The sequence below is a fragment of the Bradyrhizobium icense genome (genome assembly GCF_001693385.1).
In the GTDB taxonomy this organism is placed as follows: Bacteria; Pseudomonadota; Alphaproteobacteria; order Rhizobiales; family Xanthobacteraceae; genus Bradyrhizobium; species Bradyrhizobium icense.
The window spans coordinates 1,027,151-1,052,785 of the sequence record NZ_CP016428.1 but is presented as its reverse complement, the minus strand read 5'-3'; the positions used below and the strand labels follow the sequence as shown (position 1 = coordinate 1,052,785).

The window sequence follows — 25,635 nt, the reverse complement described above, 5'->3', positions numbered from 1 at the left end:
TGTCCCGCGACGTTCGTCAGGCAATCGCGGGCTGCGCCTCGCCGACGTCAGCCTTTGGCCCTCTCCGCCATCACCTTATGCCGTCGGCTTAAATGTGGCTGAAGCGCGAGGATCTATGCTGGTCCGATCTGTGACCAAGTTGATGAACTCAAGAGCAGTTCCGTAGAACTTCTTGGCATTCTCACAATCGGCCATTCTCGTGTATTCAAGGCGCCTTTTCTTCTCGTGCAGCTTGCTGGGAGCACTTGTTGTGTTCTCGATCTCGGTTGGTTCGATTTCGTAAGGCGATGCGTGTGTCACTAGATTACGCCATTCCTGCATCTGCCCAATATGCTGGAATAGCCGGTTACCTTTATTGATCTCGATGCCAGCAGCGGACATCAGCATTTCCATCTTGTCCCAGAACCGCCGCGCATTGCGATAACGCTGGAAGTCGAAACCTGAGAAGCGCTCGTGCGAGGGCATCGAGAAAGCAACCGATGCCGAAAAGCTCTCGATTGCGGCGAAAGACAGAACCATCCCTCCGGTAAAGAAGGAAAAGCCCATCGACAGGGTACCAGCCCTTGGCTGCTTATCTGCTATCAAACCCGCTTTGATCAGTTCGGCGGCGGCATGAAGCGTCAGATCCCAATCGTGGTTCTGCGCAGAATATTCGTATATCAAGTCGCTTCCTTTCTTTTGGAAGATTACGGCGACAGTGCACTCAACTGCGGGTGAGAGTTTCGTTCACCGTAATTCCTGCCCTGTTCCGATGATGCGCCGCTCGCTCAGAGCTGTCCTGGCCTCGGCCGCTCAAAGAAACTGAAGTTTCTTCCCGCGATCTCGACGATCGTTACACCGGCGCGACTATCCATGTTCTTGATTGACGGAGGGACGCCAACCCGAGTCGCTGTCCGTCTCCATTTCTTACGGAACTCCGGACCGCTAAATGGCACTCCTGTGGCTTCACAGAGAATCACTGGACCGGACTTGGGAAAATAACTGCGCGAGATCGGTTTGCTTCGCTCATATGCATAAACTGAGTGTTCCAACTCTTCGAACACAGAGGGAGCCTTGGTCAAATCAACCTCTATGCACCCCTCGCGCGTGGTCGTCGGATGCCTGAGAACAGGCCGCCGCCCCAAACGTAACCCTCCTCTACAACTTTGGCCGGGCCAACTGCTTCCATGGCGGGCAGCCATTCACCGATCACATCCTTTTGGGACATCATCAGCTCAAATTGAAATGCTTGCGCCAGCGCGATTGAGTACCACCCAATTTTTCGAGCCTCTGATCGGATCGCATCCGCCTGCGCGGAAGTTAGTCGAGCATCGCGTGGCTTGGTCGTCGCGAACTTCATGTTGTCGAGCACGCCACACAGGCGCCGACAATCATCGTCCCTGAGATACAAAAATCCGTAGCGAAAGAGGGCGCGAAGCTGTCCAATGAATGCTTGGCCCGTCGCATACTTTTGCCCATGAGCCCAACCCTTGTGCCAGCTGACCAGAGTGCGGCTCGTGACGTTGCTGACAAGATGATCGCCGTACTGTCGGTCAATCCGACTCAGATAACGCTCTCGATCAATTCTCACCGCATGACTGAGTTGATGGTGAGTCGACTCAGCGTCAGTTTTATAGGCCTTAATCAGGCTCGCAATCGTAAGTCCCATATCAAATTGACCCCAAGCGAGTGATTGCCGAGGAGATCCATGTCATCAGTATCGGAGAAAATAGCAGGAGTAGAAAGAGGGCAATGATGGCGCCGATGATCCCGGCAATTCCCTCTCCCCGAATGCGGGCACCGAAGGTCTTAACTTCAAAACGAGGATTGGGCATTGGGCGTGGTTCTCCATTTAGAAATCTCGAGAACCAGCCCGAAGGGTCAGCAACGTATTGGTGCTACGCCTGTCAAATTATTGCAAATTCGCTCGCGTGGTTTTGGGAAACGTTCTTTGAATCAATGGCTTGCCTCTTATGCGCGCTCTCGGCAAAAGAGTGCACACAAGTAGTCACGTCGTGATCACCTGCCTAAGTCATTCGTATCAAACGCGAATCTGTGCGCGTCCGATGCGATTCGCCTTTCCAAGAGTGCAACCAAGGCCGAGGTCGCTGCGGACAGTGTAGACTTCGCTGTCGAGTGTAATGGTGACGGTGGTCTTTCCGTCGCGTTGTCCTTCCACGGCGTTTGATTGCAAGGAAAAGACAAACGTGGGGAACGGGGCCCGCATTCGCTTGCACGGGAGATTACGGTGACAGTGCTGGTGGGCCCACGACCGGATCGCCTAAGATCATCCCCGGATGTCGCTGCTCTCGTCCGGACTGCGCTTGCTAGCGGCGCGCGCTCAGTCTTTCGACATTGGCAAGATAGCAGATCTCGTCGATGCACCGATCAAGATCTTTGCATATCTCGGTACCCGTAAAGCGAAGCACGTGCCAGCCCTGCCCGTACAGCCACCGGTCTCGTTGAGCATCGTGCGTCCGATGATACTTAGTCTTGTGGTACTCGTGACCATCCAATTCAATAGCGATCATCTTGTCCGGAATAGCAAAATCAAGTCGATACTTTCCAGCACGATGCTGTGGATACAGATGTAGATCGAGGAATGCCAGTTCATAGAACATTTTTTCGAGCGGCGAGTCGAAGAAGTCTGGCGTGAAGCTGTGTCGGACGGCCGGATCACGATTTAGCAAAGCCGATATGATAGAGTCATCGACAAAGATGGGCAAAACCAGTTTACCATCGGTCGTGGCCCGGCGCGACGATAGATCTACTGCCGGAACAAGGTGGCCTGGCATTTCTGAATATTGCATATCCACGATACGGCATCCGACGCACGGACAATGCCTCGTAGCTCGGCAACCTCGTGAGATGACTCTCATGTCCACAGTCGACGATACGAAAGAGTGGGTGAAGGTGCCGTCGCCCTCCTGCCCTATAATGATTGCCGCGTTCGGCCGTTGGAACAGTCTATCAAGATCTGCCTTGCCGATCGGTCCGCGATAGTCTGCATATCGTGGTCTATCGAGCGCCTCAATGAACGCTTCCCCCTGCTCAGTGAATGTATAGACGAGCAGTCTTTCCTGAAGTTGTCTCCCATCGTCGAGGTCGAGCACCGGGAAATTGCCATCCGCAGTTTGAACAGTCCCGGCCAGAAGCCTGCAACCAAGGCATCCACAGCCATCGCCGGCGCATTCCTTCGTCAGGACGAATTTGCCATAGGTGGACGAGAGAATGACGAAAATTCTCCTAATCGCTTCGGTGTAGACGAGGACATAGCTGTCCGGCATCGCGGAAACTCCAGATCCGGCGAGAATCTTCAGATGGATGGCTCAAATGGCAACTATCTTTAATTGCAAACTTCACCATGGACCACCTTACCAGAAGCCTGCACTGCGACGGCAGGAAGTTGGTGGGGTGCAACGCTCAACCGCAAACGTTTGCAGGAATCGCTAAGTCATCATCAATGGGACCGCGCTACACGTGCGGAGCCGACATACCAATCACAGTCAAGGGGTGGCAAACCGCTGAAAATGATTTCTGAGGCCGCTTTGGCCGCTGGCGCTCCCTAGGGAAGCGAAACAAAATAATGAACTCAATGGCTTACAGAATTGTTTGGGTAAGAGACGCCTCATTGTTTTTCAAGGCGTTTCAGGATGGCCGCCCAAACTGGAAAGTCGACGGCCTAAAATCTCGGCCGGTTTCCCCGGGGATGCAACCATCTCGAATTGCTGTTTCAGGCGGTCGCCTGGACGCTTGGCTTGCGGCCAAGAGAAGAATCTGGTTGTCCCCCGAGACAGCTTCTTTTGCGAGATCATTGTGCAGGCCTCGCTTACCACGAGATCGTACTCCGGACATTTCGAATGTCGCTCATCGGGGTGAAGGCCGACGCGACCGGCCGCGCGGGAGGCCCGTCGCGTGGGGTCTTCCAGCTGAAACAGCGGTTGATAGATCAATTAGTCCAGTTTAAAGAAGTAGTTATGCGAAAACTCGACCCTGAGAAGCACGAAAAGAAACGTCAGGAAATTTTGGGCGCGGCGATGCGCTGCTTCCTCCGGAGCGGCTTGAAAGGTGCATCGACAGCGGAAATTTGCGGCGAGGCGGGAATCAGCCCCGGCCACCTCTATCACTACTTCGAAAGCAAGGACGCGATCATCGCGGCGCTGGCGGAGGGGCGACTCGAGAAGATATCGGAACGGCTAAAGGACATCGTCTCCGGCGGGCGCTCGGTAGTGGCGGCCCTCCTGTCGGAGCTGGAGGGACAGCCCGGGGGGCCGGCGGGGTTCGCCCTGTTCTTCGAGATACTCGCAGAGAGCAGGCGCAATCCCGAATTGGGCAAGATAGTACACGGCCACAACCGAAGCATGCGTGGGCTTCTGGCGGAAGTAGTTCGCTACGGCCAATCGCGGGGCGAGATCCAGACCCAATTGGATCCGGAGGTCGCGGGTGCCGCGATCATCGGGCTTACCCACGCCGTGAAGGCGGTCGCATTGCAGGATCCGAAGCAGGATGCGAGCAAGGTCGTGTCCCTGCTCCAACAGCTTCTGGTTCGCCTGCTTACGACCTCCCTCGAAGACGCGAGAAAAGAACCTGGTCGGACGAAAAAGGCGCTGGCACGATCCAGAGCTTGATCGCCGAGAAGACCCGATGACATTGCCGTCGAGCCAGTCGTATTCGGCGCCCATGCGCCTTGCGGCTAACGGATTTCAGTGCCGTGCTATGGCCGTCACTTCGTCAGTGCGGTGAATACCTGGCTCTCGCAACGGTCAACAATCACCGACATTCGGGTCGTCACGTACTCATTGCCCTTATAGAAGACCGCCAAGGGGCGTCTCCTTGAGAGTTCCGTAGCGCCGCTCCGGAGACATATGATCCACGGGACCGAAGATATTGGATGGGCTCGGATGGGCGCTGAAATCTCATGCGGCTCCGCAAGCTTGGCTTCAGCGGCAGCCTTCTTCAGCGACTCCATGACCTTCGATAGGTCCGGCGCACTAATCGTGGCGCTGGGCAGACGCGCCGGGTCCGAGGAACACGCTGCCAGGAGAATACAGAGCGGCACCCACGAAAGTCGTATCCAGCTCTTCTGCTGATGACTGGTTTTGGGCGACCTCAATTTGAATACGCCGCTCCAATGGCGCCGTTGCTCGCTGGCGGTTGCGGATTCATCGAGAATCTCGATGAAGATCAATCGAGACTTGTGAAACCCACGCCCCGGGCGATTCCATAGCGAACGATTGACGGTTCCCTTTTGTCCGAACCGTCAGCAGGGCCGTGATCGTTTCGCTCTCGATCTTCGCTTCGATTAGACCGTTGACGTTCTGGCCCGAAATCTTGCCTCCCTGGCGGTACTGGCTTTCAAACCAATTGCCCGAAAGCGCGGAGCCCCTTTGATCAATGTTCGCGGTCAGCTCCATTTTGTAAGCATCGCTCGCGCAGCGCACATTCATTTTTACGGACCGCCCCTCGTTCTTAGCTGCGTAATCGACCTTGCAACGGACACGCTCGCGCGGCCCATCCGAAGGCTTCATCGAACCCACGCCGGACCACGAACCGGTCACTTCATCGAAGCTCTGCTGCGCGCAGGCTGGCGCGATGATCTACACTGCCATCAAGAACATTCCCACAATCCGCAAAATGAGCATCCCATACCGAAACATGATCCTGGTCCCCTGCTCGACAACATAGAGCGATCCATCTAACAATTGATTGACACGATGTCACCTGATATTGCATGACTAGATCAATCAATCTAATTATAACTGAAAGGGCCTGACACACAGTTCCATCGGCTCAGCCGGGGATAGGACCCATTGCGTCCGCAATGAGACTTGGATGCAGGCAGCGCCACTGCCAAACTTTTTTAGGAGTGCATACTGTGTCATCAAGCAAAGCTACGGAATTCCTCATCGGCGGTGACATGGCCGTCAAGCGCGTGGGGCTCGGCGCCATGCGCCTCGCGGCTAACGGATTTCGCTGCCCGGCCCGGGACCCTGCCACTGGCCGCGCCGTGCTGCGCCGCGCCGTCGAGCTCGGGGTCAACCTTATCGATACGGCTGCCTTTTACCAGAGCAGCGACAAGGCGGTTCGCGCGAACAACCTGATCAGGCAGGCGCTTCATCCCTACCCGCCGAGCCTGGTGATCGCGACCAAGGTGGGACACGTTTTCAACCGGGACGACAGCCACCGGACCGCCACCGGCTCCGACATGCGGCGACTGGTCGAGGAAAACCTTCAGGACCTCGGCCTGGATCGGCTCGATCTGGTCTATCTGCGAATTGGGGAAATGAGGCCGCCACGCGGCGAGTCGCTGGCGGAACGCTTCGAGGCTCTTGCCGCCCTGCGCGAAGAAGGTCTGATCCGTCACCTCGGTCTCAGCAATATCCACAAGGACCATCTTTCCGAAGCGCGCGCGATCGCCCCGGTTGCCGCCGTACAGAACTACTTCAACTTCGTCCAGCGCGGAGACCTTTGGCTATTGAAGGCGTGCGAGGTTGGGAATATCGCTTTCAGCCCCTTCTTTCCTCTCGGCGGAGGAATGACGATCATCGACGACGGCCGCCTGGCACGGGTTGCGAGCCGGCACGGAGCAACCATCAACCAGATTGCCTTGGCCTGGTTGCTGATTCTCTCGCCGGCAATGATCGCGATTCCCGGCACCGGCTCTATCGGTCACCTGGAAGAAAACACTGCTGCCGGCGATGTCATTCTCACGGAAGAAGACCTTACCGACCTCGCCTCGCCTGACTAGATGAGCCCGTCGACCCGATCGGGCGACTGCGCGTGGGGGTCTGCCGGTCCCAGGCATCCCGTTTTGATTCGACTGATCGCTCTGAAAAGGCGCTATGTGCCACCCGGTCACCTGCGCGGCAGGAGCCCCTATGGAGGGATACGCTCGGCGCGTGCCCCTCCGACCATCTTCAAACTCTCTTAGACGATGCATAAACAAGTGATGGAGAGAACCACAAGATCGGGCAGATCACGAAATAATTATAGAGCAATCAGTCTATTTTTATTGACGAGGCACTCGATCTGCCTAAAAGGTCCGCCTCGGAGCGTCGCCTGTCTGGTCTTTTTGAGGAAAACGAGTCCCAGACCTCCCCGGACGGGCGGCGCTCCACCCAGTCTCTCTCGAAGAACGTAGTTTTAAATCGATGAAGTCTGTTCAGAGGCCCTCGCCTGCCCTGCTTATGCCGATCCTCATGGCAGCGCAGGCCGCATGCGATCATCCGTTCGCTCAGTCCCTCGAGAAGACACATACCTCGCGAGACGCTCGCAAAATGCGGCGCCTGCCGCCGCACTTCAGGCAGATCAAAGGAAGAAGGACATCCACATGAAAACACACTTAAAGCTCGCAGCGGCAGCCGCCGCAATTCTTGCCTCAATCCCCGCGTTTGCCGCCGCGGGGCAGGCGTACCTGCCGCCGCAGAAGGCGGTCGCGATTCTCGTTGACGGCGCTCCCTGGTCGGCCGATTCGCCAAACGGTAGGAGCTTCAAGCTCACGCTGAACAAGGACGGCACCGGCAGCATACGTGCGACGCTGTTTACGCAATCCGTCACCTGGACGGTCAAAGGCGATGCAATGTGCCTCTCCGGCACCACGATGTCGAAGTGCCTTCGGTTCCAAGAGATTTCTGGAGGGCTTCAGGCTTGGGAAGGGGACAAGCCTGACCTGAAGATCAGCCGCTAAAGGCTTAGTAGCGGCTTCATTCGCGGCGCTCGGCAGCGCCGCCCGAGGCGCTCCTGCCATCGCCTGGAGGTCGCAGCCTGCCGCGCGCGGCCTCTAGTGCCAAGGATGCCGGAGCCCGGGACTAATCTTCAACTACCAACCGAGAGCTACGATGAGAAGAGTACAATACGACCGTTACGGCGGACCTGCGGAAATGCATTTCGGAGAGTTCGACTTACCTCTGCTTGGGCGCAACCACGTGCGCGTTGCCGTCCGGGCCGCGGCGATCAATCCCTTTGACTGGAAGCTTCGCCAAGGGGCGATGAAACTCTTCATGAATAGGTCATTTCCGAAAGGGATGGGTACCGATTCTGCCGGGGTCGTCGAGGCCGTCGGAAACGACGTCACCACTGTTCGTGTCGGGGATGAAGTCTTCGGCACCATGGACTTCAAGAAGTCGGGCGCCTTCGCGGAACAGGTCACCCTGGACGCCAATCTTGTAGCAAAGAAGCCCCCGCAGCTTTCCTTTGCCGAAGCAGCCTGCCTTCCCATTCCGGCGATGACCGCCTGGGCTGCGGTCGTCGACCGAGCTCGAGCACGGCCTGGCTCAAGTATATTTGTGAATGGCTGCGCGGGCGCGGTCGGCTCGTCCGCCGTGCAGTTGGCGATCACCCACGGAGCACGCGTTGCCGGGACAAGCGGGCCCACCTCCATGGCAAGCGCAAGCGCGGCGGGTGTCCAGCCGATATTCGCGTACTCCAACAAGAGTGCGTACCTTAATGGCGAAAAGTTCGACGCCGTGTTCGATACCCTCGGAACGCTCGGTGTTGGCGACGGCCTTTCAATGCTCAACCCCGACGGCGTGTTCGTCGATATCAATCCGACAGCCCCGAGGCTCATTCGAGGAATGGTGTCGCGACGCTATAAACTCGCCTTCGCGACCATGGGAATCAAGCACCTCTCGGCAATCGCTGAACTTGCTTGCAAGGGTGCGTTGAGGCCAGCCGTTGGCGTGGAGGCGCGCTTCGAAGACGCTCTGAGTACACTGACGAAAGCGGAACTAGGACCAAGGCTGTCCGGCAAGGTCGTGTTGCTGATGAAAACATAGGACACGATCTTGATCCTCAATCTTGATCCTTCCTGACGATCCCGAGGGCACATCAGACCCGCGTTGGCTCGACACCGCTGCATACATTAAGTTCAACGCGGCGTAGGGCGAGCTTGCCGGCGAACACATGCGTTGACAGCGTTATTTCATGATACCAATATCTACGCATTCTCCTTAACGATGACGTTGCTTGAAGGGATAGTTTGAAGTGACCATTGTCGTGTCGGTCAAGTATGTTCTCAAGCCCGGAAAGCGGGATGAGCTTTTGTCCTTCGTGATGGACAATGTAAAAAACACAAGGAAGGAGAACGGAAATCTAGCCTATTCCCATTATCCCTCTTTAGAAAACGAACAAGAGATGTTCGTATTCGAGATGTGGGAGACCTTGAAAGATTTGGAAAACCACATCAACATGCCGCATTATGTGGCATTTGATGACAGGAGAAAACCTCTTCTGGAATCCTATGAAGCCCAAGTCTATGAGGCGACGTTGTGCCGCTCAACGAACAAAGCTCCCAGGGCCAATTGACCCAGCACGAGGCCCTCGGCCAGGAAACAGCTCTTCTCCCGGCTGCAATCGTAGGAAGACCCAACGCCCTTGGCAATGATCGGTAGAATTGGAATTGCATCCCAGCCTACACACCGCGATGCTGGCGCTTTTTCGCCGACGCCTTGTTCGATGGAGGCCGCAGGAAGCGCGAGATAGCGATCTTTAGCATCTCGGTGGTGTTCGCCGCGTCCAGCCCAGGATCCCGGATCGTCATCGCCTTGGCGCCATCGATGAAGCTGATGAGGATCGACGCTGCCAAGTCCGGATCCAGGTCGACATCGACTTGGCCGCGCTCTTGGCCTTCCTGCAAGAGCTTCGCGAGCAACGCCCTAATTTCACAATGACGCTCGCGCAGGATTTCGCCGATCCCGGGATTACGGGCGGATTCCGCAAGCAAATCGAGCATGAAAGTCCCCTTCGAACGGTCGCCGCCGAAGATCCCGCGCTCCAGCTCTGCGAGGAGCGCCGTGACCACGTCGGGCCCTTGAGCGATAGCGCTGAAGATCTCGGTGGCCATCGCCAGTCCGAATACGGTGATGGCGCTGACGATCGCCTCCTTGCTCGGGAAATAGTGGTAGAGGTGTCCGGGGCTGATCTTGGCCTCTGCACAAATGTCGGACGTGCTCGCGCCTCTAAAACCGTCCCGCACAAAACAGCGTGCTGCAGCTTGCAGAATTTGCTGCCGTTTCTCTTCGTGCTTGACCGGATCGAGTTTCCTCATAGTCACCTACCTTAATTTAGAGCGCTCCGTCTATCATAGAGTGGGTCACTATGCGAACACATTTGATAGATAGATTGATCAATCTAGTATTAGAGATATTCAATCCCGGAGGATCCTACGTGAGCGATCAGCAACCCCGGCCCAGCAGCGGTGAAACCGGAACCCTTGGCGCAGGCCCAGCCGCTCCCGATGTGCCGCCGCCCAGCGAGCCGGCGGCGGCCGCGGCTGAGGTCGAGACCGCGAGATTCGCGTCCAACCAGGAAGAAACCTCGCCGAAGCCCGACGCGCCCAAGGTGGAGGCCGTCGCGACTGAAGCGCCAAAACTTGAAGCGTTACAGGGTGAAGCTCCCGCGATCGACACCGGAAAGCCGGAAGCACTGCGCTTCCCCCGTAACGTGACGATCATGTCGCCTGGCGACCGCCTCGGCGCCGGCGCAAAGGCTGCGCCGGCAGAAGCATCGTCCGGCAAGCGCCGGTTCGGAGCGATGGCCGCCGTACTGGCGCTGGCGACGGCGGCGGGTGCGATTGGCGGCGGGCTGGCAACCGCAGGCATTGGAAAGTTGATGGCCGGAGGGGCGGTTTCGGCTGCGGCGCCGGCGAACGACCATGCGCTGGAGGCCTCCGTGGCGCGGATCGATGCAGATATCGCAGCTCTGAAGGCGAGCATCGATCATACTGCCAAGGCGGACGCCACCCAGTTCAACAAGGCCAGCGATCGCCTCGACAAGGTCGAGAAGGCGTAGGCCGAGCCTGCCGTGAAACTCGCCAAACTCAGCGAAACCGTCGACAAGCTGCGCGTCGCCCAGGCGTCCGCGACGACGGCTGCCGCCGCGCCGCTTGCCGCGAAGGACGTGACTGGATCGATGCCGCAGCAAGCTGCAGCCGCACCCGCTCCTTTGCCTTCGCCCAAGCCCGAACTTGCACGGCCGCCGACCGTCGAAGGCTGGATATTGCGGGACGTCGCCAACGGCATCGCACTGATCGAAAGTCGTGGCGGCATGTATGAGGTCTATGCCGGCGACCCCGTGCCCGGCCTCGGCCGTGTCGATGCCATTCGCAAGCAGGACGGCCGCTGGGTGGTCGTGACCAGCAAGGGCCTGATCATCGCGCGCTGAATATTCCTTCATTCTCGCGTGAAGCTGCCCGGTCGGAGCAAAACAGAGCGCATGCACGGGCCTGTCGTGCCGAAGTATCGGCCATGAGCACGAAGCTATCTGCCCCAAAGAGTATTGCGCGCCCGACCTCGCGGGCTCTGCCCACCGGACCATAGTTGGCGACGCCCCTCGCCTCCTGCGCCCGTGCCACCGAGAGTGCGATGGCGATGGCCGCGAAGCCACCGCTCGCAGCAATGATGCCACCCCGAAGAAGGATCGCCGGTGGTAGGCGTGGCGATCGATTGAGGCCAGGCAACCGCGCTTGAGTGGCTGCGGCACAGGCCGCCTTCATTCTGGTGCGCCTCTCACTGGTGCGCCTCTGTCCGAGCTTCCCTACTTGTAATTTTCTATCTGTATGCTGTCTTTCTCAACACCAGCTTCATTTAGGGCTTCAACGACAGATGCAATGAGCCTGCTCGAGCCGCATACATAGAAGATCACATCATCGCTCCGGCCTCTCGCCACATTCTTGACGGTATCGACGAACGCCTCCGGACGGACGGCATTATAGTCCGATACAAGCGGCTTCAACTCCTTGCGATACAGGAAATCGCCTCGCTGTACCTGAACCAGCGTCATCGGATAGTTGCCCGCCTTGTGTGCTTCCAAGATCATGGAGCGGAAGGGTGTCATCCCCACTCCGCCCGCTATGAAAACCAAGCTTGCAGGTCTGCTTTCAGGCAGTTTGATGTGTGCGCCTGTGCCAAACAGGCTGATCTTATCGTTTGGTTGGAGCGCGCTCATTTTTTCCTTGAATTTGCTTTTTGAGCCGACATGCATGCTGAACATGAGCTCCGGATCTCCAGGAGCTGAAGCGAAGGACAGCTCGCGTATCGAGCCAAGGAAGAAGTCGAGCGCACCGCCGACCCTCAAATGGGTATACTGACCAGCTCTATATTTGACTCCGGTTGCATCGAAGAAAAACGAGTAGACGTCGTCGTATTCGTGGACCTTTCTCGTAAAGGTGATTTTCATACGTGGTACTTGCTTCCTTGTTTTCCTGGTCTGTTTTGTCTTGACCAAAGGCACTTATGATTCGAGGCCGACCATGGCTGCGCTTTCGCGCCACAGTCGATCCTGACCGTCCCGGCTTCGCGCTAATTCGGAGGGGTCGGGAAAGGTCGGTTCGCCCTTGACCAGGGAAATGTAAATCCGGCCGTCGGGCGGGGTGATTGCCCCTAGAGCGACGTCAGCGAGCATTTTGCCGGAGTGTTCGGGTGTATTCATGACGAACTCGGGACGGAACAGGCCGATCAGCGGAAAGACCGTACGCGTCAGGACTTTGACGAACGCTCTCTGCAAAGCGGACGCGTCACGCCCCGCAACGCCGCCGGTAAGTCCGGGATTGAAGGCAACGACGCTGATCTGACGAGCCTTCGCCTCGTCGAGTTGGGCGAAGGACAGCGCCGTCATCAGATTGCATAGCTTTGAAGCCGTGTAGGAGCGTATGCCCACGCCGGAACCATTTTCGGTCGGGTGGGCCCACTCCTGCAGGTCGAGCGTCTTAGGCGCGATCCGCTTGAGGGGAGGATCGTGCATGTTGCTCGAAGTGATCAGCAGGCGGCCGTGATCGGCCATATGCGGCAGCAGGAGCCGGGCCAGCAGATAGTGGGCAAGGTGGTTCACCGCGAAGGTCAGGCCATAGCCCTCCGCGCTCTGTTGCTTGGCGTCCGACCCATGGATGCCGGCGTTGAGGACCAGAACGTTGATGCGGGCGTCCCCGAGTTGCCGCGTCACTGCATCTGCAAATTCCCGGACACTGGCGAGCGAGGCCAGATCGAGCGGCGTGACCTCGACGCCACTTGGCACTGTTCGCCCGCTACCACGGGCACCGATGATGACTCGCGTGTCGGGCTGGGCGGCAAAGTGCTGCAGGGCATGAGCGCCAAGTCCGGCTGTGGCTCCGGTCATGACAACGACGCGCTGCGGTTTAGCTTGGTCCATGGCTTATCGTCCCATTCTGATCTGTGCAGGCTGCTCCGCCGGCCCAGGCAGAAGAGCCCTTGAGCAAGCTCATGCGGCGCAGCGCACAGCGCGCTGCCGGAGAGCTCCTATCGTCGCCAGGCGCGATCCGGCCTTCGGCGCTCACCTCGGTGATCATGGCGGCTGACCTCCCGGGCCCTGGCGGCTGCAAAAGCTTCTGCGCTGGCGTAGCGGCAACCAACGTCCCTGCCGGAGGCTCGGCGAGAATGTTTTGCCAGGTGGCGTTCCAATGGCTCAAACCGGTCACCTGCCCTCTGAAGGCGTAGTCCAGGAATGCGAGGGTCAGATCTGCTGTGGCCTCCTTGACCATCGGGTTCAGCGCCGGGCCTCCGACGAGAGGGCGATCCGTGAACATGCTATGAGACCCGCCTTGGAACACGGCCAGCAGCTTTCGCGGGTTGGCAGTTGCGTTGAAGATTGCCACGCGATCGCTGGCGGGCGAGTAAAAGCCCGGAATTCTTATGATGTCCTCGGTAGACGTCACGTGCAGAGTCGGCACGTTGATATTGGCGAGCACGCCGGTCAGGTCCTTTTCGCCGTAGAAGGGCGGCGCGGAAATCACGATCGCAGCCCGATAGCGTTGATCGCGGAACTGGACCCACCGTCCATTACGGATGACCCGCGCGCCGACAGCCAGCAATGTGGTGTTGGCCCCGTACGAATGCCCTGCGGCGACAATGCGGTGCTGGTCAATGAGGCCGGCATAGGGACTCGCGTTGGAGAGAATGCGGTCGAGCGCAAACTGCAAATCGACGGCCCGCGCTGCCGCTTCGCCGTCCTGTGCCGCGGCTTGAAGGCGATTCACGATCCCAAGGGGATTGCCGAACCAAACCCCAGAGTCGCTGCCGGTGTGCTGAACATGCAGGCTGGCGATGCCGTGTGCGGCCCACTGTCTCGCAAGATAGGTGTAGCCATTGCGGGTACCTCCGATACCATGTGAAAACACGATCAACGGCACCCGGCCGGAAGATGCTTCACCAGGCCAATACAGGCGCGCAGGGACTCGGCGTCCCCGAGAAGTATCGACCCAATCAAAGTCGACGGTGCGAAAGGGCGCCACCTCTTGTTTGGCAATAGCAACCTGCGCATCCGCGCCTTTCGCTGGAAGCGCGGCGACGAGGCACGCCAGTAATACGGCATTGAGCTGACGTCTCATGTCCTTTGCTCCTTGGGAGATGATGTCCTTGAGAGGTGCGCGCGGCGATCGTTTGGTTTCTCGTTGCAGACGCGGGGAGATTTCGAAGTCCATTTGGGCGAGCGAGTTAGAGCAAACATTGGAGACTATGCGGGCGCCTAATTCGTGCGGCCCGGGGGCCATGGTTTCAGTCCGCGGCAAGTATTTTCGATCTCCGGCGCGGTCACCCGACGGATGATGCCTTTGCCCCGCAACACGGATGCGAGGCACCATCTGGACACACCCGAAGTTGTTCGCAGATGCATTCGGGGCCACTCATCCCAATTTACGCATTACGCAGTTGCTCATATTACTAGAGCGTACTATCTATCAATTATCAACCAAACCCACGCGCGTCAACATATATTAGATCAATTGTTCTAATTATGGCTCCCACCCCTCGATCAGGTCGAGCGCCTCACAATTCACCGTTCTCATTAAGAAGGCGCGCTCTGTGCAACCTAACGTAAAGGCCATTTTGCGAACACATTGTAGTTAGATAGATCGATCGCTCTAGTAATAGAAATGGAAACGATTATGGGTTTTTGTCCTGCAACGAAAAGCTTCCTTCCAGAGCGTCGTTTACCCTGGGCGAAAGCCGGCGCGGCGGTCCGGGCTTTGCTTACGAGGGCCACCATCAGGGCCGTCATTCTCTATGCGTCCTCTACAGGACCCTCGGCCGCTGAAGACGGCGATATCCGCGCTGCCTATGAGGTGGCGTTTGCAGGCCTCACCATTGCGCAGGCCGACGTCCTGGCTGCCGTGCGGGGCGGCGCCTACAAGGTCAGGGTCAACTATCGGACATCCGGAGCGGCGAGGCTGATGGGTTCGGCGACTGGAGAGGCAGTGTCGAGCGGCGCTTACAAGCGGGGCCGCCTTATTCCCGCGACTTTCGACCTTGCCCATCAAGGAAGCCAACGAGTGCAAAAGATTGGACTGACCATGTCAGATGGGAAGGTCAGCGCAATGTCGATCGATCCGCCCGCCAAATCAGAGAACATCAACGTTCCCGTCACGTTAGAGCATCTCAAGAATATCACCGACCCCTTGAGCGCTCTATTGCTGCCGGCGGTTGCTCAGGACGGGAAAAGTGAAGCCGGAGTCTGCGATCGCACGGTGCCGGTCTTTGATGGCCGGCGCCGTTTTGACGTCTCTTTGAAGAGCAAGGGGACGCGCATGGCGAACAAGGGCCCCTACGTTGGGCCGCTTACGGTCTGCGAGCTACGGATAACACCCATCGCGGGAGAAATGCGCAGCGAGAGCAGTTCACAGGCCAAGAGGCCGAATGGAGCGCTCGGCGACGTCGAGCTGGCGTTCGGAGTGGTCGATGCGCAGAGGATTTATATCCCCGTCTCGCTCTCAGCGAAGGTTGGCTACATGACGCTCGAGGCTCGCCTCACACAACTTTCGAGCTCTGGTTCAAGATAAAGAACGCCCGGCAACTTCGCTATTCGTCCAAGCTAGAAACTTTAACCGCGCATATATACGTTTCTTGTATAGATCGAGTAATCGATCTATGATCGATATCGAACGGGAGGCGCCCTTGAACTTCACTTCGGATGGCTCACTTCAAGCGCGCTCGGCAACGCTCTTGGCGTCTGACGAGACGACGCATGAATTCGCTGATCAGGGATCGCCGGATCAGATTCGAGTGCGGGCGCCCAAGACGTGGCCAGTCTCAGACCACTTTGACGGGCGACGCTTCCATAACCCCACTCTTCCAACGGGTTTCGCGCCTACGTTTTCGAGCGCGATGAAAATGATCTTTGACAAGAGAAGCCGGTGGCCAGATGCAGTGGAGAATGCGTCAGTGCCCAGGCTGCGCGCGATGTGCGGCACCAATGACATTGCCATAACCTTCGTGAATCACGCCACGTTCTTGATTCAGTGCAAAGGCTTGAACATTCTGACCGATCCCATCTGGTCGATGCGTGCAAGTCCAATCCAATGGCTCGGTCCAAAGCGCGTCAGGGAGCCCGGCATGGCCATCGATGAATTGCCGCGCATCGATCTCATCCTGATCAGCCACAATCACTACGACCACCTGGACATAGGTACGCTGCGTTGTCTTCAGCAGAAGTTCTCGCCAGTCGTGCTGGTGGCCGCTGGCGACGGAGAATTGGTCCGCTCTATCGGATTTACCAATGTTTGCGAGTTTGACTGGTGGGAGGAGCTCCAAATCAGGCCAGGCTGCAAAGTGACCTTCGCACCGACACAGCATTTTTCGGCGCGCGGGATCCGGGATCGTCAAAGGAGCCTTTGGGGCAGCTATCTGATTCAGGATGGTGATCGCCGGGTCTATTTTGGGGGAGATGGGGGCTATTCCACCCACTTTTCTGACATCAGGAGACGACTTGGGACTCCCGACGTCGCGATGCTGGGCATCGGTGCATATGAGCCACGCTGGTTCATGAGCCCTATGCATATGAATCCCGCTGAAGCTGTCCAGGCGCATCGAGACCTTGGCGCCACGCAAAGCATCGGAATGCACCACGGGACCTTTCAGATGTCTGCGGAAGCAATTGACCGTCCGCTGGTGGACCTGGCCGCCGCGATCAGGATGGCTGGCATAGATGAGACCTCGTTCATCACTCTCCGGGAAGGAGAAACACGAATCTATCGCGCGAACTGAGAAGACTGCAGCCGCCCACTCATTGGTATTCTTCGGAGTCTACAAAGATGTCACCTGTTAGACGGGCAGCGCTTGCAGCAGCACTGTGCCTAGTAACGGCGGGTTGCGCGACAGCGCCGCTCAATCGGGCAGGATCGCTCGCGACCTACGATGATCTCAAGGCTTCGGATGGGGTTCTCACGAAATCTGTCCTCCGCGTGGATAAGGACTATGTCCTTGCAGCGAAGACCGTTCGGCTTGTGCCGACGCGCTTCTCCGCGACTGCTGCGGCGGGCGTTCCATTCTCGGAGGACCAGCGCAGACTCATCGGCAATGCCATAGACCGGGCAGTGTGCGTTGGATTGAGCGAACGGTTTCAGATCGTCGGCGGGGCTGAACAATCAGATCTGATCGCGCACGCCGTTATCACCCACGCTGCTCCAACAGACCCCGCGGCGGCGGGCGCATCCAAGGTCGTGTCCGTGGTGCCGACCATCCTCCTCCCCGGGGTACCCGTGCCCGTTCCACGCATTCCTATCGGACTGGGAAGCCTGTCGGTGGAGGCTGAGGCCAAGGACCTTCGCGGCAAGCAGAAAGCCGCCATGGTGTGGGGACGCGGAGCGAATTCCTTCACGAGCGCCGGACGGGTGTCGGCGGACGGAGACGCATACGATCTCGCGAGCGCATTTGGCGCCGACTTCAGCAAACTGCTCGTCTCTGGTAACAGTCCGTTCGGCACTGGGCCATCACTCCCATCGGCGGAGAGTCTAAGCACCACGTTGGGCGGCGCGCCAAAGCAAGCCGCCTGCGAGGCATTTGGAAGAGCACCAGGCGTGGCGGGGCTGATCGGGGAGCGAATTGGAGTCCCCCCCGACTGGACTGATAAGGGCACGGCTGCGCAATCGCCTCCAGCGTCGAACTGATCCTGCTGAATAACGCGACGACGCCACCCGGCTCCTTCATTGACTCGGGCAAGTCGCCTCCTATAATTAGAGCGATCGATCTATAATGAGGAGAAGGTACTTGTCCCTATCTGCGCCAAACCGGAGGATTGTTGTAGCCGAACCGGTGGACTTTCCCGTGCTGGCAACGTCTGGCGAAGGCGCTGCTCCTCCGCGTCGGCGCCGGGGCTTCCTTGTTGCCGCGGCAGCGATTGCAGCAATTGTGGTCGCCGTGATGGCGGTTGCCATGGTGAATCGTCGCGCATCGACCGCGACCATTTCAGTTCAACAGGCCCCTGCATTGACGGCCACGAGCGCAATCCCCCGTGAGCTGACGTGGGACATGGCGATGGAAGCATCTGGCACGATCGCGGCATGGCAAGAAGCCAATATCGGAGCGCAGATCGGCGGCTATCAGCTGTCCGATGTACTTGTAAACGTCGGCGATCAAGTCAAGAAGGGCCAGGTGCTTACGCGGCTCGATCCGAACCTGTTGCGCGCGGACGAAGCTCAGTTGAAAGCTCGATATGACCAGGCCGAAGCAAATTGGCAGCGCGCGTCGAGCCTAAAGGGCCGTGGTTTTCTCAGCGACAAGGATGCCTTGCAGCAGGAGACCGAGGCGAAGACCGCAGAGGCGCTTCTCGCAGCGAAGCAGTTGCAACTGAAATATACCGAGGTTGTCGCGCCTGATGACGGTGTCATCAGCTCACGAACGGCGACGCTCGGCGCCGTTGTCCCGGTCGGACAGGAACTGTTCCGCCTGATCAGGCAGAACCGCCTGGAATGGCGGGGCGAACTCACGGCCGCACAACTTGCGCAAATCGTACCGGGTCAGCGCATTATCCTGGCGTTGCCGGACGGCGCCACCGCCGCTGCAAAGGTTCGTCAGACAGCGCCCTCTCTGGACCCGCAGTCGCGCCTCGGCGTGGTCTATGCCGATCTCGAGCCCGGAAGTCGCGCGCGGGCCGGGATGTATGTGAGCGGAAGAGTTATATTGGGCGAAAGTCAAGCACGCGTGATCCCGTCCGAAAGCGTCGTCATACGTGACGGACGCAGTTACGTGCTCAAGATCGCGGACGGAAACTCGAGACCACGTGTAGCACTTCAAGCCGTGACCATCGGGCGTCGGCAAGGCAGCGATGTCGAGATTACTTCCGGCATTGAGGTCGATGACCGGGTGGTTGTCCAGGGCGCCGGCTTCCTCAAGGACGGCGACATAGTGCGATTGGCTGCGATGAGCGATTCCAGTTCGGTCTTCACTGCTCAGGATAGTGATTCCAACCAATGAATATGGCGACGTGGTCGATTCGAAATCCGATCCCCGCGATCATGCTGTTCGCGGTCTTGGCACTTGCCGGGTTCTGGGGCTTCAAGGTGTTGCCAATCCAGAGCTTTCCGGATCTGGACCTGCCCGTCGTCAATGTCACCTTGATTCAGCCAGGGGCGGCGCCTTCCCAACTCGAGACGGAGGTTGCGCGCAAAGTCGAAGACTCGCTTGCGACGCTCGGCGGCCTCAAGCATCTGCGAACGTCGATCACGGACGGCCAGGTCGCCATCCGGGTCGAGTTCGTGCTCGAGAAGAATCTGTCGGAAGCCTTGATCGAGACCAAAGACGCAGTCGACCGTGTACGTTCGGAACTGCCCTTGGACGTTCAGCCACCAACTGTCAGCGCGCAGCGGGCGGGTAGCAACGCCCTGCTCGTCTATGCCATATCGTCCACGCGCTTCGACGAAGAGGCCCTGTCGTGGTTCGTCGATGATACCATCGCAAAGATAATCCTCGGCGTGCCCGGCATAGGTCGCTTTGAGCGTGTCGGCGGCGTGCAGCGGGAGGTGCGCGTTGAGGTTGATCCCGTGCCTCTGGCCGCACTTGGGCTCACAGCAGCCGATGTCTCGCGCGCACTACGCCAGGTTCAGCAGCAATCCTCGGGCGGACGGGCCCAGTTAGGTCAGAACGAGCAGGCCGTCCGCACGACGGCCATCGTGCGCCAGGCCTCAGATCTTGCCGCGCTTCCGATCACGCTCGCGGGCGCACCCAAGGTGCGCCTCGATCAGGTTGCAGATGTTCAAGACACCATCGCTGATCGCACGCAAGTCGCTTTGCTGAACGGCGAACCCGTCGTCGGATTCAGGATATTTCGAGCCAAAGGCTTCGATGAGGCGAGCATCGCCGACGCGGTTCGGAAGGCGATGGAGCAACTACAGTCGACCGATCCAACGCTGCATATCAAGCAGATCTCGGGCTCGATCGACTATACGCGCGAGCAGTATGCGGGCTCGATGCATATGCTCTACGAGGGCGCGCTGCTGGCGATCCTTGTCGTCTGGTGGTTTCTGCGCGACTGGCGCGCGACGCTTATCGCCGGCGCGGCCCTTCCGCTATCAATCCTTCCCGCCTTCGCCGCAATGGCATGGCTGGGGTACTCGCTCAATACCGTGACGCTGCTCGCGCTCGCGGTCATCGTCGGGATCCTTGTCGATGACGCGATCGTCGAGATCGAGAATATCGAGCGCCATCGCGCAATGGGCAAGCCGATGCGTGAGGCGGCAAGCGAAGCCGTAACCGAAATCGGGCTCGCGGTTGTCGCAACGACGATGACGTTGGTCGTCGTGTTCCTGCCCACAGCCTTGATGAGCGGCATTTCTGGAATGCTCTTCAAGCAATTTGGGTGGACGGCGGTCATCGCGGTGCTGGCATCCCTGCTCGTCGCGCGTTTGCTCACGCCGATGATGGCTGCGTATCTGCTCAAGTCACGACCGTCGACGGAGCACAAGGACGGTCCACTCATGACAACATATCTCCGGGCCGTCAGCTGGTGCCTGGGCCATCGGAAGACTACGGCGGCGGGGACGATATTGTTCTTCGTCGCTTCGCTCGCGCTTATACCGTTGATCCCCACCGGATTGATCCCTCCGGCGGACCGCGGTTCTACGACGGTGAATATCGAGCTTCCTCCCGGAAGCTCGATACAGAACACGCTGAGAGTTGCCGAAGATGTGCGCGCCGCGCTGAAGGACGTGCCTGGGATCGACAATGTGTTCACGACGGTCGGCGACTCCCAACAACTGGGGCCGGGAGCGCAGCAAGCTGGCGAGGTGCGTAGAGGCGCCATGGTCCTTATGCTGGCCCCCCGCGGCCAACGTGAAGGTCAGGTCGCGATCGAGAACCTCGTGCGCCCCAGGCTTCTCGCCATCCCCGGCGCGCGGTTCGCGATCGGCAGTGGCGGCCTCGGCGAGAAGATCCAATTCATTCTCTCAAGCGACAACGTGGAGGCGCTCAGAGCCAGCGCGGAGGCGCTCGAACAGGAACTGCGAGGCGTCGGCGGGTTCACCAATATCAAGTCTACAGCCAGCCTCGAACGTCCCGAGGTCATTGTCCGTCCCGATCTGCTGCGGGCGGCCGATCGCGGTGTCAGCACCGCCTCGATTGGTGATGTGGTCCGAATAGCAACGAGTGGCGACTTCAACACGCAGGTCGCACGTCTTAATCTTGATAGCCGGCAGGTCTACATCCGGGTGCGTGTCGCGGACGCGGCGCGGCAGAAGATCGATACGCTTGTGAACATGCGTGTGAATGGTCGGAACGGTCCAGTTCCATTGTCGAGCGTTGCTGCGATCTCGGTTGAAAGCGGCCCCTCACAAATCGACCGTTATGATCGCCGTCGCTACGTAACCGTTGAGGCCGATCTCGGCGGCATGGCGCTCGGAACCGCGCAAGCTAGAGCCATGGCTCTGCCCGCGATCCAGAACCTACCGTCGGCTGTAAATCTCATCCGAACCGGCGATTCCGAGCTTGCTGGCGAACTTGCGGCTGGTTTCGGTATGGCTATCGTCATCGGCATTGTTTCCATGTTTTGCGTGCTTGTGCTGCTGTTCAAGGATTTTCTCCAACCCGTGACCATTCTCTCGGCGCTTCCGCTTTCCGTCGGCGGCGCTTTCGTCGCGCTGCTCATCGCGCGCAGTCAACTCAATCTTCCGGTCATGATCGGATTTGTGATGCTGATGGGTATCGTGGCGAAGAATTCCATTCTGCTGGTCGAATACGCGGTCGTCGGTATCCGCGAACGCGGCCTTTCGATGCATGAAGCGCTGGTTGACGCGTGTCACAAGCGCGCGCGCCCTGTTGTCATGACCACGATCGCGATGATCGCAGGCATGCTGCCGATCGCACTGGGATTTGGTGCCGACGCGAGCTTCCGTCAGTCGATGGCGATAAGCGTTATCGGCGGCCTGCTGACATCGACAGCGCTCTCTCTGTTGGTCGTGCCCGTGGCATTCACCTACGTCGAAGGATTCGAAAGGTGGATCATGCGTCTCCATAAACGCTTCGTCTTTTGGCGAAAATTCAAAGCGTACCAAGCAACAGGTTAGTCTCAACCCAAGCGGCGGAAGCGCCATAGGAACCAAGCCGTGGACAGTCTAGTCGAACCCTCGCGACTTGCCGGCATCGAGCCGGGCACCATCTCCATCACGAACGTCAATCTCTCGCTGGGATCAGGCGCCGCCCGCGTTCATATCCTGAAGGATATCAGCCTTCGTGTGGCATCGGGCGAGGCGATCGGCCTGGTCGGACCGTCGGGTTCGGGCAAGTCGACCTTGCTGATGGTGATGGCGGGGCTGGAGCGCCCTGACAGCGGAGAAGTGGTGGTGAGCGGCGCGCCGTTCGATGCCCTCGATGAGGATGCGCTGGCCCGCTTCCGCGGCCGCCAGGTCGGCATCGTGTTCCAGTCGTTTCACCTGATCCCGACCATGACGGCGCTGGAAAACGTCGCGGTGCCGCTGGAGCTTGCCGGCAATCCCGACGCCGCCAAGCGCGCGACGCAGGAACTGGCCTCAGTCGGGCTCGGCGATCGCCTGCATCATTATCCGACGCAGCTTTCCGGCGGCGAGCAGCAGCGCGTGGCGCTCGCCCGCGCGCTTGCGCCCGATCCCGCGATCCTCGTCGCGGACGAGCCGACCGGAAATCTCGACGAAACGACCGGCGGGCAGATCGTCGACATGCTTTTCACCAAACATGCCGAGCGCGGCATGACACTGGTGCTGGTGACGCATGATCCTTCGCTCGCGCAGCGCTGTGATTCCGTGGTGCGGCCGCGCTCGGGCCGGATCGAGGAACATTCATGAGCACCGTCTGCGAACCAGTCTACCCACGCCGCGCGTCCTGGCTGGCTCTCCGCTATGCGCTGCGCGAGTTGCGCGGCGGCTTACGCGGCTTTTACGTCTTCATTGCCTGCATCGCGCTCGGTGTAATGGCGATTGCCGGCGTCGGCTCCGTCGCCGCCAGCCTCAGCGGGGGCCTGGAGCGCGAGGGCCGCACACTGCTTGGCGGCGATGTGGCGTTCTCGCTGATCCAGCGCGAGGCCAAGCCGGAGGAAATCGCCTTCCTGCGCGCGCGGGGGCAGGTTTCGGTGGCAGCCACGCTGCGGGGGATGGCACGGAGCCATGACGGCAAGCTCGCGCTGGTCGAACTCAAGGCGGTCGATAGCAACTACCCGATGCTTGGGGACGTCACGCTCGCACCAAAACTGCCGATGGCGGACGTCCTGGCCGAGCGCGACGGCGCGTTCGGCGCGGCGGCCGATTCCATGCTGTTGACCCGCCTCGATCTCAAGCTTGGCGACCGCATTACGATAGGCAATGCCACGCTCCAGATTCGCAGCGTGGTCGACGCCGAGCCGGACAAGCTCGCCGGCAGTGTCGGCCTTGGCCCTCGGGTTCTGGTCAGCGACGCGAGCCTGCGCGCCACCGGCTTACTGCAGCCCGGCAGCCTCGTGCGTTGGATCTACCGGCTCAAGCTGCCGGACAACGCGTCCGACGAGCGAGCCGCCACCCAATTGATCGAGAGCGCGCGCAGCGCCCTACCCGAAGCCGGCTGGGAGATCCGCAGCCGCAGCAATGCCTCTCCTCAACTCGAGCGCACCATCAACCGCTTTACGCAGTTCCTGACCCTGGTCGGCCTCGCCGCGCTCCTGGTCGGCGGCGTTGGCGTTGCCAATGCGGTCAAGAGCCACATTGATCGACGACGCGATGTCATCGCCTCGTTCAAGGCACTCGGCGCCACCGGGCGCGACGTCTTCCAGATCTATCTGATGCAGGTGATCGTGCTGGCGGGCGTCGGCTCGGTCATCGGCCTGGCCGCCGGCGCGGCCCTGCCATTCGTTATCGTCGGCGCATTTGGCAAGCTGCTGCCGCTGCCGGTGGTCCCTGCCCTGCATCCCGATGAATTGGCGCTGTCGTTCATCTACGGCCTGCTGACCGCGCTTGCGTTCGGATTATGGCCACTCGGCCGCGTGCATGACGTGCCGGTCGCGGCGCTGTTTCGCGAGGAAGTTGCCCGCGAATGGCACCACCCGCGCTGGAGTTATCTGGCGCTGATGGCCGCGGTGACCGTCCTCCTGGTCACGGTTGCGATCGGGCTCGCCTACGACAAGCGGATCGCTGCCGTGTTCGTCGTGTCCTCAGTCGCGGTGTTTGGGCTGCTGCGTGGTGTCGCCGCCGGTCTGATGGCGCTGGCGCGCCGCCTGCCGCGATCCGACATCACCATGCTACGGCTGGCGATTGCCAACATCCACCGGCCCGGTGCACTGACGCCGTCGGTCGTGCTGTCGCTCGGCCTTGGACTGGCGGTGCTCGTCACCATCACCCAGATCGACGGCAATCTGCGCCGACAGTTCCTCGCTTCGCTCCCCGAGCGCGCGCCGGCATTCTATTTCCTCGACATACCCAGTTCGGAAGCCGACCGATTCGGCGCGTTCCTGAAGCAGATCATGCCCGCCTCAACGATCGAGGACGTGCCGATGCTGCGCGGACGCATTGTCGCGGTCCGTGGCGTCAAGGCCGAGGAGATGAAGCCCTCGCAGGACGCCGAATGGGTGCTGCAGAGCGACCGCGGCCTGACCTACACCAGCGAGATCCCGAAGGGCTCCAAGATCGTCGAGGGCGAATGGTGGGGGCCTGACTATCAGGGCCCGCCGCTGGTCTCGATGGAGAAGCGGATCGCCGACGGGCTAAAGCTCAAGATCGGTGACGATATCGTCGTCAACGTACTCGGCCGCGACATTCCGGCCAGAATCGCCAATCTGCGCACCGTCGACTGGCAGGGACTGGGCGTCAATTTCGTGCTGGTGTTCTCGCCCAACGCGTTCAAGGGCGCGCCGCACAGCCATGTCACGACCCTCACCGAGGCACATCCCGACCCGGCCAACGATGCCAAGGTCATCAAGCAGGTGGCCGACGCCTTTCCGATGGTAACGAGCGTGCGCATGCGCGAGGCGCTGGAGACCATCGGCACGGTTGTGGCCAACCTGGCGCTGGCGATCCGCGGCGCCAGCGCCGTGACGCTGATCTCGGCGATCCTTGTGCTTGGCGGCGCGCTCGCCGCAGGCCATCACCAGCGGGTCTACGACGCCGTGATCCTGAAGACGCTCGGCGCGACGCGCGTGCGGCTGCTCGGAGCCTATGCGGTGGAATACCTGATGATCGGCTTCGCCACCGCGGTCTTCAGTGTGATCACCGGCTCGATCGCAGCCTGGCTGATCGTGACCCGGCTGATGACCCTGAGTTTCGCTTGGCAAGCCGGCAGCGCCGCCGGCGTGGTCGCTGTGGCTCTGATCGTCACGGTGGGTCTGGGGCTGGCCGGCACGTTGTTGGCTCTGAGCCAGAAGCCGGCCAGCGTGTTGCGGAACTTGTGAGGCGAAGTTCAAGGGAAAAGGGCTGGCGCCCAACGCTGCTGCCGGCGGGGTAGGCAA

General features: G+C 59.6%; 22 protein-coding genes. 14 read left to right on the top strand and 8 right to left on the bottom strand.

The window, feature by feature from the left end; translation table 11 throughout:
- Positions 1 to 75 precede the first annotated feature (75 nt).
- The 3 genes from LMTR13_RS05055 to LMTR13_RS05045 form a co-directional block, all read right to left on the bottom strand.
- A complete protein-coding gene (locus LMTR13_RS05055) occupies positions 76 to 663 on the bottom strand; it encodes a hypothetical protein (protein WP_065726931.1) in 588 nt (195 codons plus the stop codon).
- 406 nt (positions 664 to 1,069) lie between these two features.
- Complete coding sequence (locus LMTR13_RS05050) at positions 1,070 to 1,648, bottom strand: hypothetical protein (protein WP_065726930.1); 579 nt, start codon at positions 1,646 to 1,648, stop codon at positions 1,070 to 1,072.
- Between the two features lie 658 nt (positions 1,649 to 2,306).
- The gene (locus LMTR13_RS05045; RefSeq protein ID WP_065726929.1) at positions 2,307 to 3,266 is read right to left on the bottom strand and encodes an endonuclease domain-containing protein; all 960 of its coding nucleotides are present in this window, start codon (positions 3,264 to 3,266) and stop codon (positions 2,307 to 2,309) included.
- Between the two features lie 573 nt (positions 3,267 to 3,839).
- Here LMTR13_RS05045 and LMTR13_RS05040 point away from each other — a divergent pair.
- Positions 3,840 to 4,607, top strand: a complete 768-nt coding sequence (locus tag LMTR13_RS05040) for a TetR/AcrR family transcriptional regulator (protein ID WP_083218724.1) — start codon at positions 3,840 to 3,842, stop codon at positions 4,605 to 4,607.
- Positions 4,608 to 5,141: 534 nt separating this feature from the next.
- Here LMTR13_RS05040 and LMTR13_RS05030 read toward each other — a convergent pair.
- Entirely contained in the window at positions 5,142 to 5,507 is a 366-nt protein-coding gene (locus LMTR13_RS05030; RefSeq protein ID WP_236843281.1) for a hypothetical protein, read from the bottom strand.
- Positions 5,508 to 5,896: 389 nt separating this feature from the next.
- On the opposite strand from LMTR13_RS05030, the gene LMTR13_RS05025 reads away from it, so the two are divergent.
- The 4 genes from LMTR13_RS05025 (at position 5,897) to LMTR13_RS05010 (ending at position 9,282) form a co-directional block, all read left to right on the top strand.
- Entirely contained in the window at positions 5,897 to 6,727 is an 831-nt protein-coding gene (locus LMTR13_RS05025) for an aldo/keto reductase (protein ID WP_065726928.1), read from the top strand.
- Positions 6,728 to 7,309: 582 nt separating this feature from the next.
- Positions 7,310 to 7,666 (top strand): hypothetical protein, encoded by a 357-nt coding sequence (locus tag LMTR13_RS05020; RefSeq protein ID WP_156795438.1) that lies wholly within the window; start codon positions 7,310 to 7,312, stop codon positions 7,664 to 7,666.
- A gap of 151 nt (positions 7,667 to 7,817) precedes the next feature.
- Complete coding sequence (locus LMTR13_RS05015; protein WP_065726927.1) at positions 7,818 to 8,753, top strand: NAD(P)-dependent alcohol dehydrogenase; 936 nt, start codon at positions 7,818 to 7,820, stop codon at positions 8,751 to 8,753.
- 208 nt (positions 8,754 to 8,961) lie between these two features.
- Positions 8,962 to 9,282, top strand: a complete 321-nt coding sequence (locus tag LMTR13_RS05010; protein WP_065726926.1) for a putative quinol monooxygenase — start codon at positions 8,962 to 8,964, stop codon at positions 9,280 to 9,282.
- 106 nt (positions 9,283 to 9,388) lie between these two features.
- On the opposite strand, the gene LMTR13_RS05005 is transcribed toward LMTR13_RS05010, so the two are convergent.
- Positions 9,389 to 10,024, bottom strand: coding sequence for a TetR/AcrR family transcriptional regulator (locus tag LMTR13_RS05005; protein ID WP_065726925.1), 636 nt, complete (start codon positions 10,022 to 10,024; stop codon positions 9,389 to 9,391).
- A 119-nt stretch (positions 10,025 to 10,143) separates the two neighbouring features.
- On the opposite strand from LMTR13_RS05005, the gene LMTR13_RS42150 reads away from it, so the two are divergent.
- Complete coding sequence (locus tag LMTR13_RS42150; protein ID WP_236843280.1) at positions 10,144 to 10,767, top strand: hypothetical protein; 624 nt, start codon at positions 10,144 to 10,146, stop codon at positions 10,765 to 10,767.
- Positions 10,768 to 10,779: 12 nt separating this feature from the next.
- Complete coding sequence (locus LMTR13_RS42145; RefSeq protein ID WP_236843279.1) at positions 10,780 to 11,139, top strand: hypothetical protein; 360 nt, start codon at positions 10,780 to 10,782, stop codon at positions 11,137 to 11,139.
- Positions 11,140 to 11,511: 372 nt separating this feature from the next.
- Here LMTR13_RS42145 and LMTR13_RS04995 read toward each other — a convergent pair whose 3' ends face one another.
- The 3 genes from LMTR13_RS04995 to LMTR13_RS04985 are packed head-to-tail and all read right to left on the bottom strand — an operon-like array spanning position 11,512 to position 14,317.
- Positions 11,512 to 12,153, bottom strand: a complete 642-nt coding sequence (locus LMTR13_RS04995) for an FAD-dependent oxidoreductase (RefSeq protein WP_156795437.1) — start codon at positions 12,151 to 12,153, stop codon at positions 11,512 to 11,514.
- Positions 12,154 to 12,207: 54 nt separating this feature from the next.
- On the bottom strand, positions 12,208 to 13,122 hold the full coding sequence (locus LMTR13_RS04990) for an SDR family NAD(P)-dependent oxidoreductase (RefSeq protein ID WP_065726923.1): 915 nt from the start codon (positions 13,120 to 13,122) through the stop codon (positions 12,208 to 12,210).
- Positions 13,109 to 14,317 carry an alpha/beta hydrolase family protein gene (locus LMTR13_RS04985; RefSeq protein WP_156795436.1) on the bottom strand — a complete coding sequence of 403 codons (1,209 nt, stop codon included), beginning with the start codon at positions 14,315 to 14,317 and terminating at the stop codon, positions 13,109 to 13,111. Before LMTR13_RS04985 ends, LMTR13_RS04990 begins: the two co-directional genes overlap by 14 nt.
- A gap of 543 nt (positions 14,318 to 14,860) precedes the next feature.
- On the opposite strand from LMTR13_RS04985, the gene LMTR13_RS04980 reads away from it, so the two are divergent.
- The 7 genes from LMTR13_RS04980 to LMTR13_RS04950 all read left to right on the top strand — a co-directional run bounded on the left by LMTR13_RS04980 (position 14,861) and on the right by LMTR13_RS04950 (position 25,578).
- Complete coding sequence (locus LMTR13_RS04980) at positions 14,861 to 15,763, top strand: DUF3108 domain-containing protein (protein ID WP_065726921.1); 903 nt, start codon at positions 14,861 to 14,863, stop codon at positions 15,761 to 15,763.
- A gap of 88 nt (positions 15,764 to 15,851) precedes the next feature.
- The gene (locus LMTR13_RS04975) at positions 15,852 to 16,967 is read left to right on the top strand and encodes an MBL fold metallo-hydrolase (RefSeq protein ID WP_083218720.1); all 1,116 of its coding nucleotides are present in this window, start codon (positions 15,852 to 15,854) and stop codon (positions 16,965 to 16,967) included.
- A 47-nt stretch (positions 16,968 to 17,014) separates the two neighbouring features.
- A complete protein-coding gene (locus LMTR13_RS04970; protein WP_065726920.1) occupies positions 17,015 to 17,869 on the top strand; it encodes a DUF3313 domain-containing protein in 855 nt (284 codons plus the stop codon).
- Between the two features lie 100 nt (positions 17,870 to 17,969).
- Complete coding sequence (locus LMTR13_RS04965) at positions 17,970 to 19,175, top strand: efflux RND transporter periplasmic adaptor subunit (protein ID WP_197521004.1); 1,206 nt, start codon at positions 17,970 to 17,972, stop codon at positions 19,173 to 19,175.
- Entirely contained in the window at positions 19,172 to 22,258 is a 3,087-nt protein-coding gene (locus tag LMTR13_RS04960; protein ID WP_065726919.1) for an efflux RND transporter permease subunit, read from the top strand. Before LMTR13_RS04965 ends, LMTR13_RS04960 begins: the two co-directional genes overlap by 4 nt.
- A gap of 39 nt (positions 22,259 to 22,297) precedes the next feature.
- Positions 22,298 to 23,011: an ABC transporter ATP-binding protein gene (locus LMTR13_RS04955; RefSeq protein WP_065726918.1), complete on the top strand. Its 714-nt coding sequence runs from the start codon at positions 22,298 to 22,300 to the stop codon at positions 23,009 to 23,011.
- Positions 23,008 to 25,578 carry an ABC transporter permease gene (locus tag LMTR13_RS04950; RefSeq protein ID WP_065726917.1) on the top strand — a complete coding sequence of 857 codons (2,571 nt, stop codon included), beginning with the start codon at positions 23,008 to 23,010 and terminating at the stop codon, positions 25,576 to 25,578. Before LMTR13_RS04955 ends, LMTR13_RS04950 begins: the two co-directional genes overlap by 4 nt.
- Positions 25,579 to 25,635: the final 57 nt, after the last annotated feature.

What these genes read in the sequence shown, in the direction of transcription:
- LMTR13_RS04995 (WP_156795437.1), bottom strand. Translation starts at nt 12,153, where the DNA reads ATGAAAATCACCTTTACGAGAAAGGTCCACGAATACGACGACGTCTAC.
- LMTR13_RS04980 (WP_065726921.1), top strand. Translation starts at nt 14,861, where the DNA reads ATGGAAACGATTATGGGTTTTTGTCCTGCAACGAAAAGCTTCCTTCCA.
- LMTR13_RS05045 (WP_065726929.1), bottom strand. Translation starts at nt 3,266, where the DNA reads ATGCCGGACAGCTATGTCCTCGTCTACACCGAAGCGATTAGGAGAATT.
- LMTR13_RS05030 (WP_236843281.1), bottom strand. Translation starts at nt 5,507, where the DNA reads ATGAAGCCTTCGGATGGGCCGCGCGAGCGTGTCCGTTGCAAGGTCGAT.
- LMTR13_RS04970 (WP_065726920.1), top strand. Translation starts at nt 17,015, where the DNA reads ATGTCACCTGTTAGACGGGCAGCGCTTGCAGCAGCACTGTGCCTAGTA.
- LMTR13_RS05005 (WP_065726925.1), bottom strand. Translation starts at nt 10,024, where the DNA reads ATGAGGAAACTCGATCCGGTCAAGCACGAAGAGAAACGGCAGCAAATT.
- LMTR13_RS04950 (WP_065726917.1), top strand. Translation starts at nt 23,008, where the DNA reads ATGAGCACCGTCTGCGAACCAGTCTACCCACGCCGCGCGTCCTGGCTG.
- LMTR13_RS05050 (WP_065726930.1), bottom strand. Translation starts at nt 1,648, where the DNA reads ATGGGACTTACGATTGCGAGCCTGATTAAGGCCTATAAAACTGACGCT.
- LMTR13_RS04990 (WP_065726923.1), bottom strand. Translation starts at nt 13,122, where the DNA reads ATGGACCAAGCTAAACCGCAGCGCGTCGTTGTCATGACCGGAGCCACA.
- LMTR13_RS05040 (WP_083218724.1), top strand. Translation starts at nt 3,840, where the DNA reads ATGTCGCTCATCGGGGTGAAGGCCGACGCGACCGGCCGCGCGGGAGGC.
- LMTR13_RS05020 (WP_156795438.1), top strand. Translation starts at nt 7,310, where the DNA reads ATGAAAACACACTTAAAGCTCGCAGCGGCAGCCGCCGCAATTCTTGCC.
- LMTR13_RS04960 (WP_065726919.1), top strand. Translation starts at nt 19,172, where the DNA reads ATGAATATGGCGACGTGGTCGATTCGAAATCCGATCCCCGCGATCATG.
- LMTR13_RS05025 (WP_065726928.1), top strand. Translation starts at nt 5,897, where the DNA reads ATGGCCGTCAAGCGCGTGGGGCTCGGCGCCATGCGCCTCGCGGCTAAC.
- LMTR13_RS04985 (WP_156795436.1), bottom strand. Translation starts at nt 14,317, where the DNA reads ATGAGACGTCAGCTCAATGCCGTATTACTGGCGTGCCTCGTCGCCGCG.
- LMTR13_RS04975 (WP_083218720.1), top strand. Translation starts at nt 15,852, where the DNA reads ATGATCGATATCGAACGGGAGGCGCCCTTGAACTTCACTTCGGATGGC.
- LMTR13_RS05015 (WP_065726927.1), top strand. Translation starts at nt 7,818, where the DNA reads ATGAGAAGAGTACAATACGACCGTTACGGCGGACCTGCGGAAATGCAT.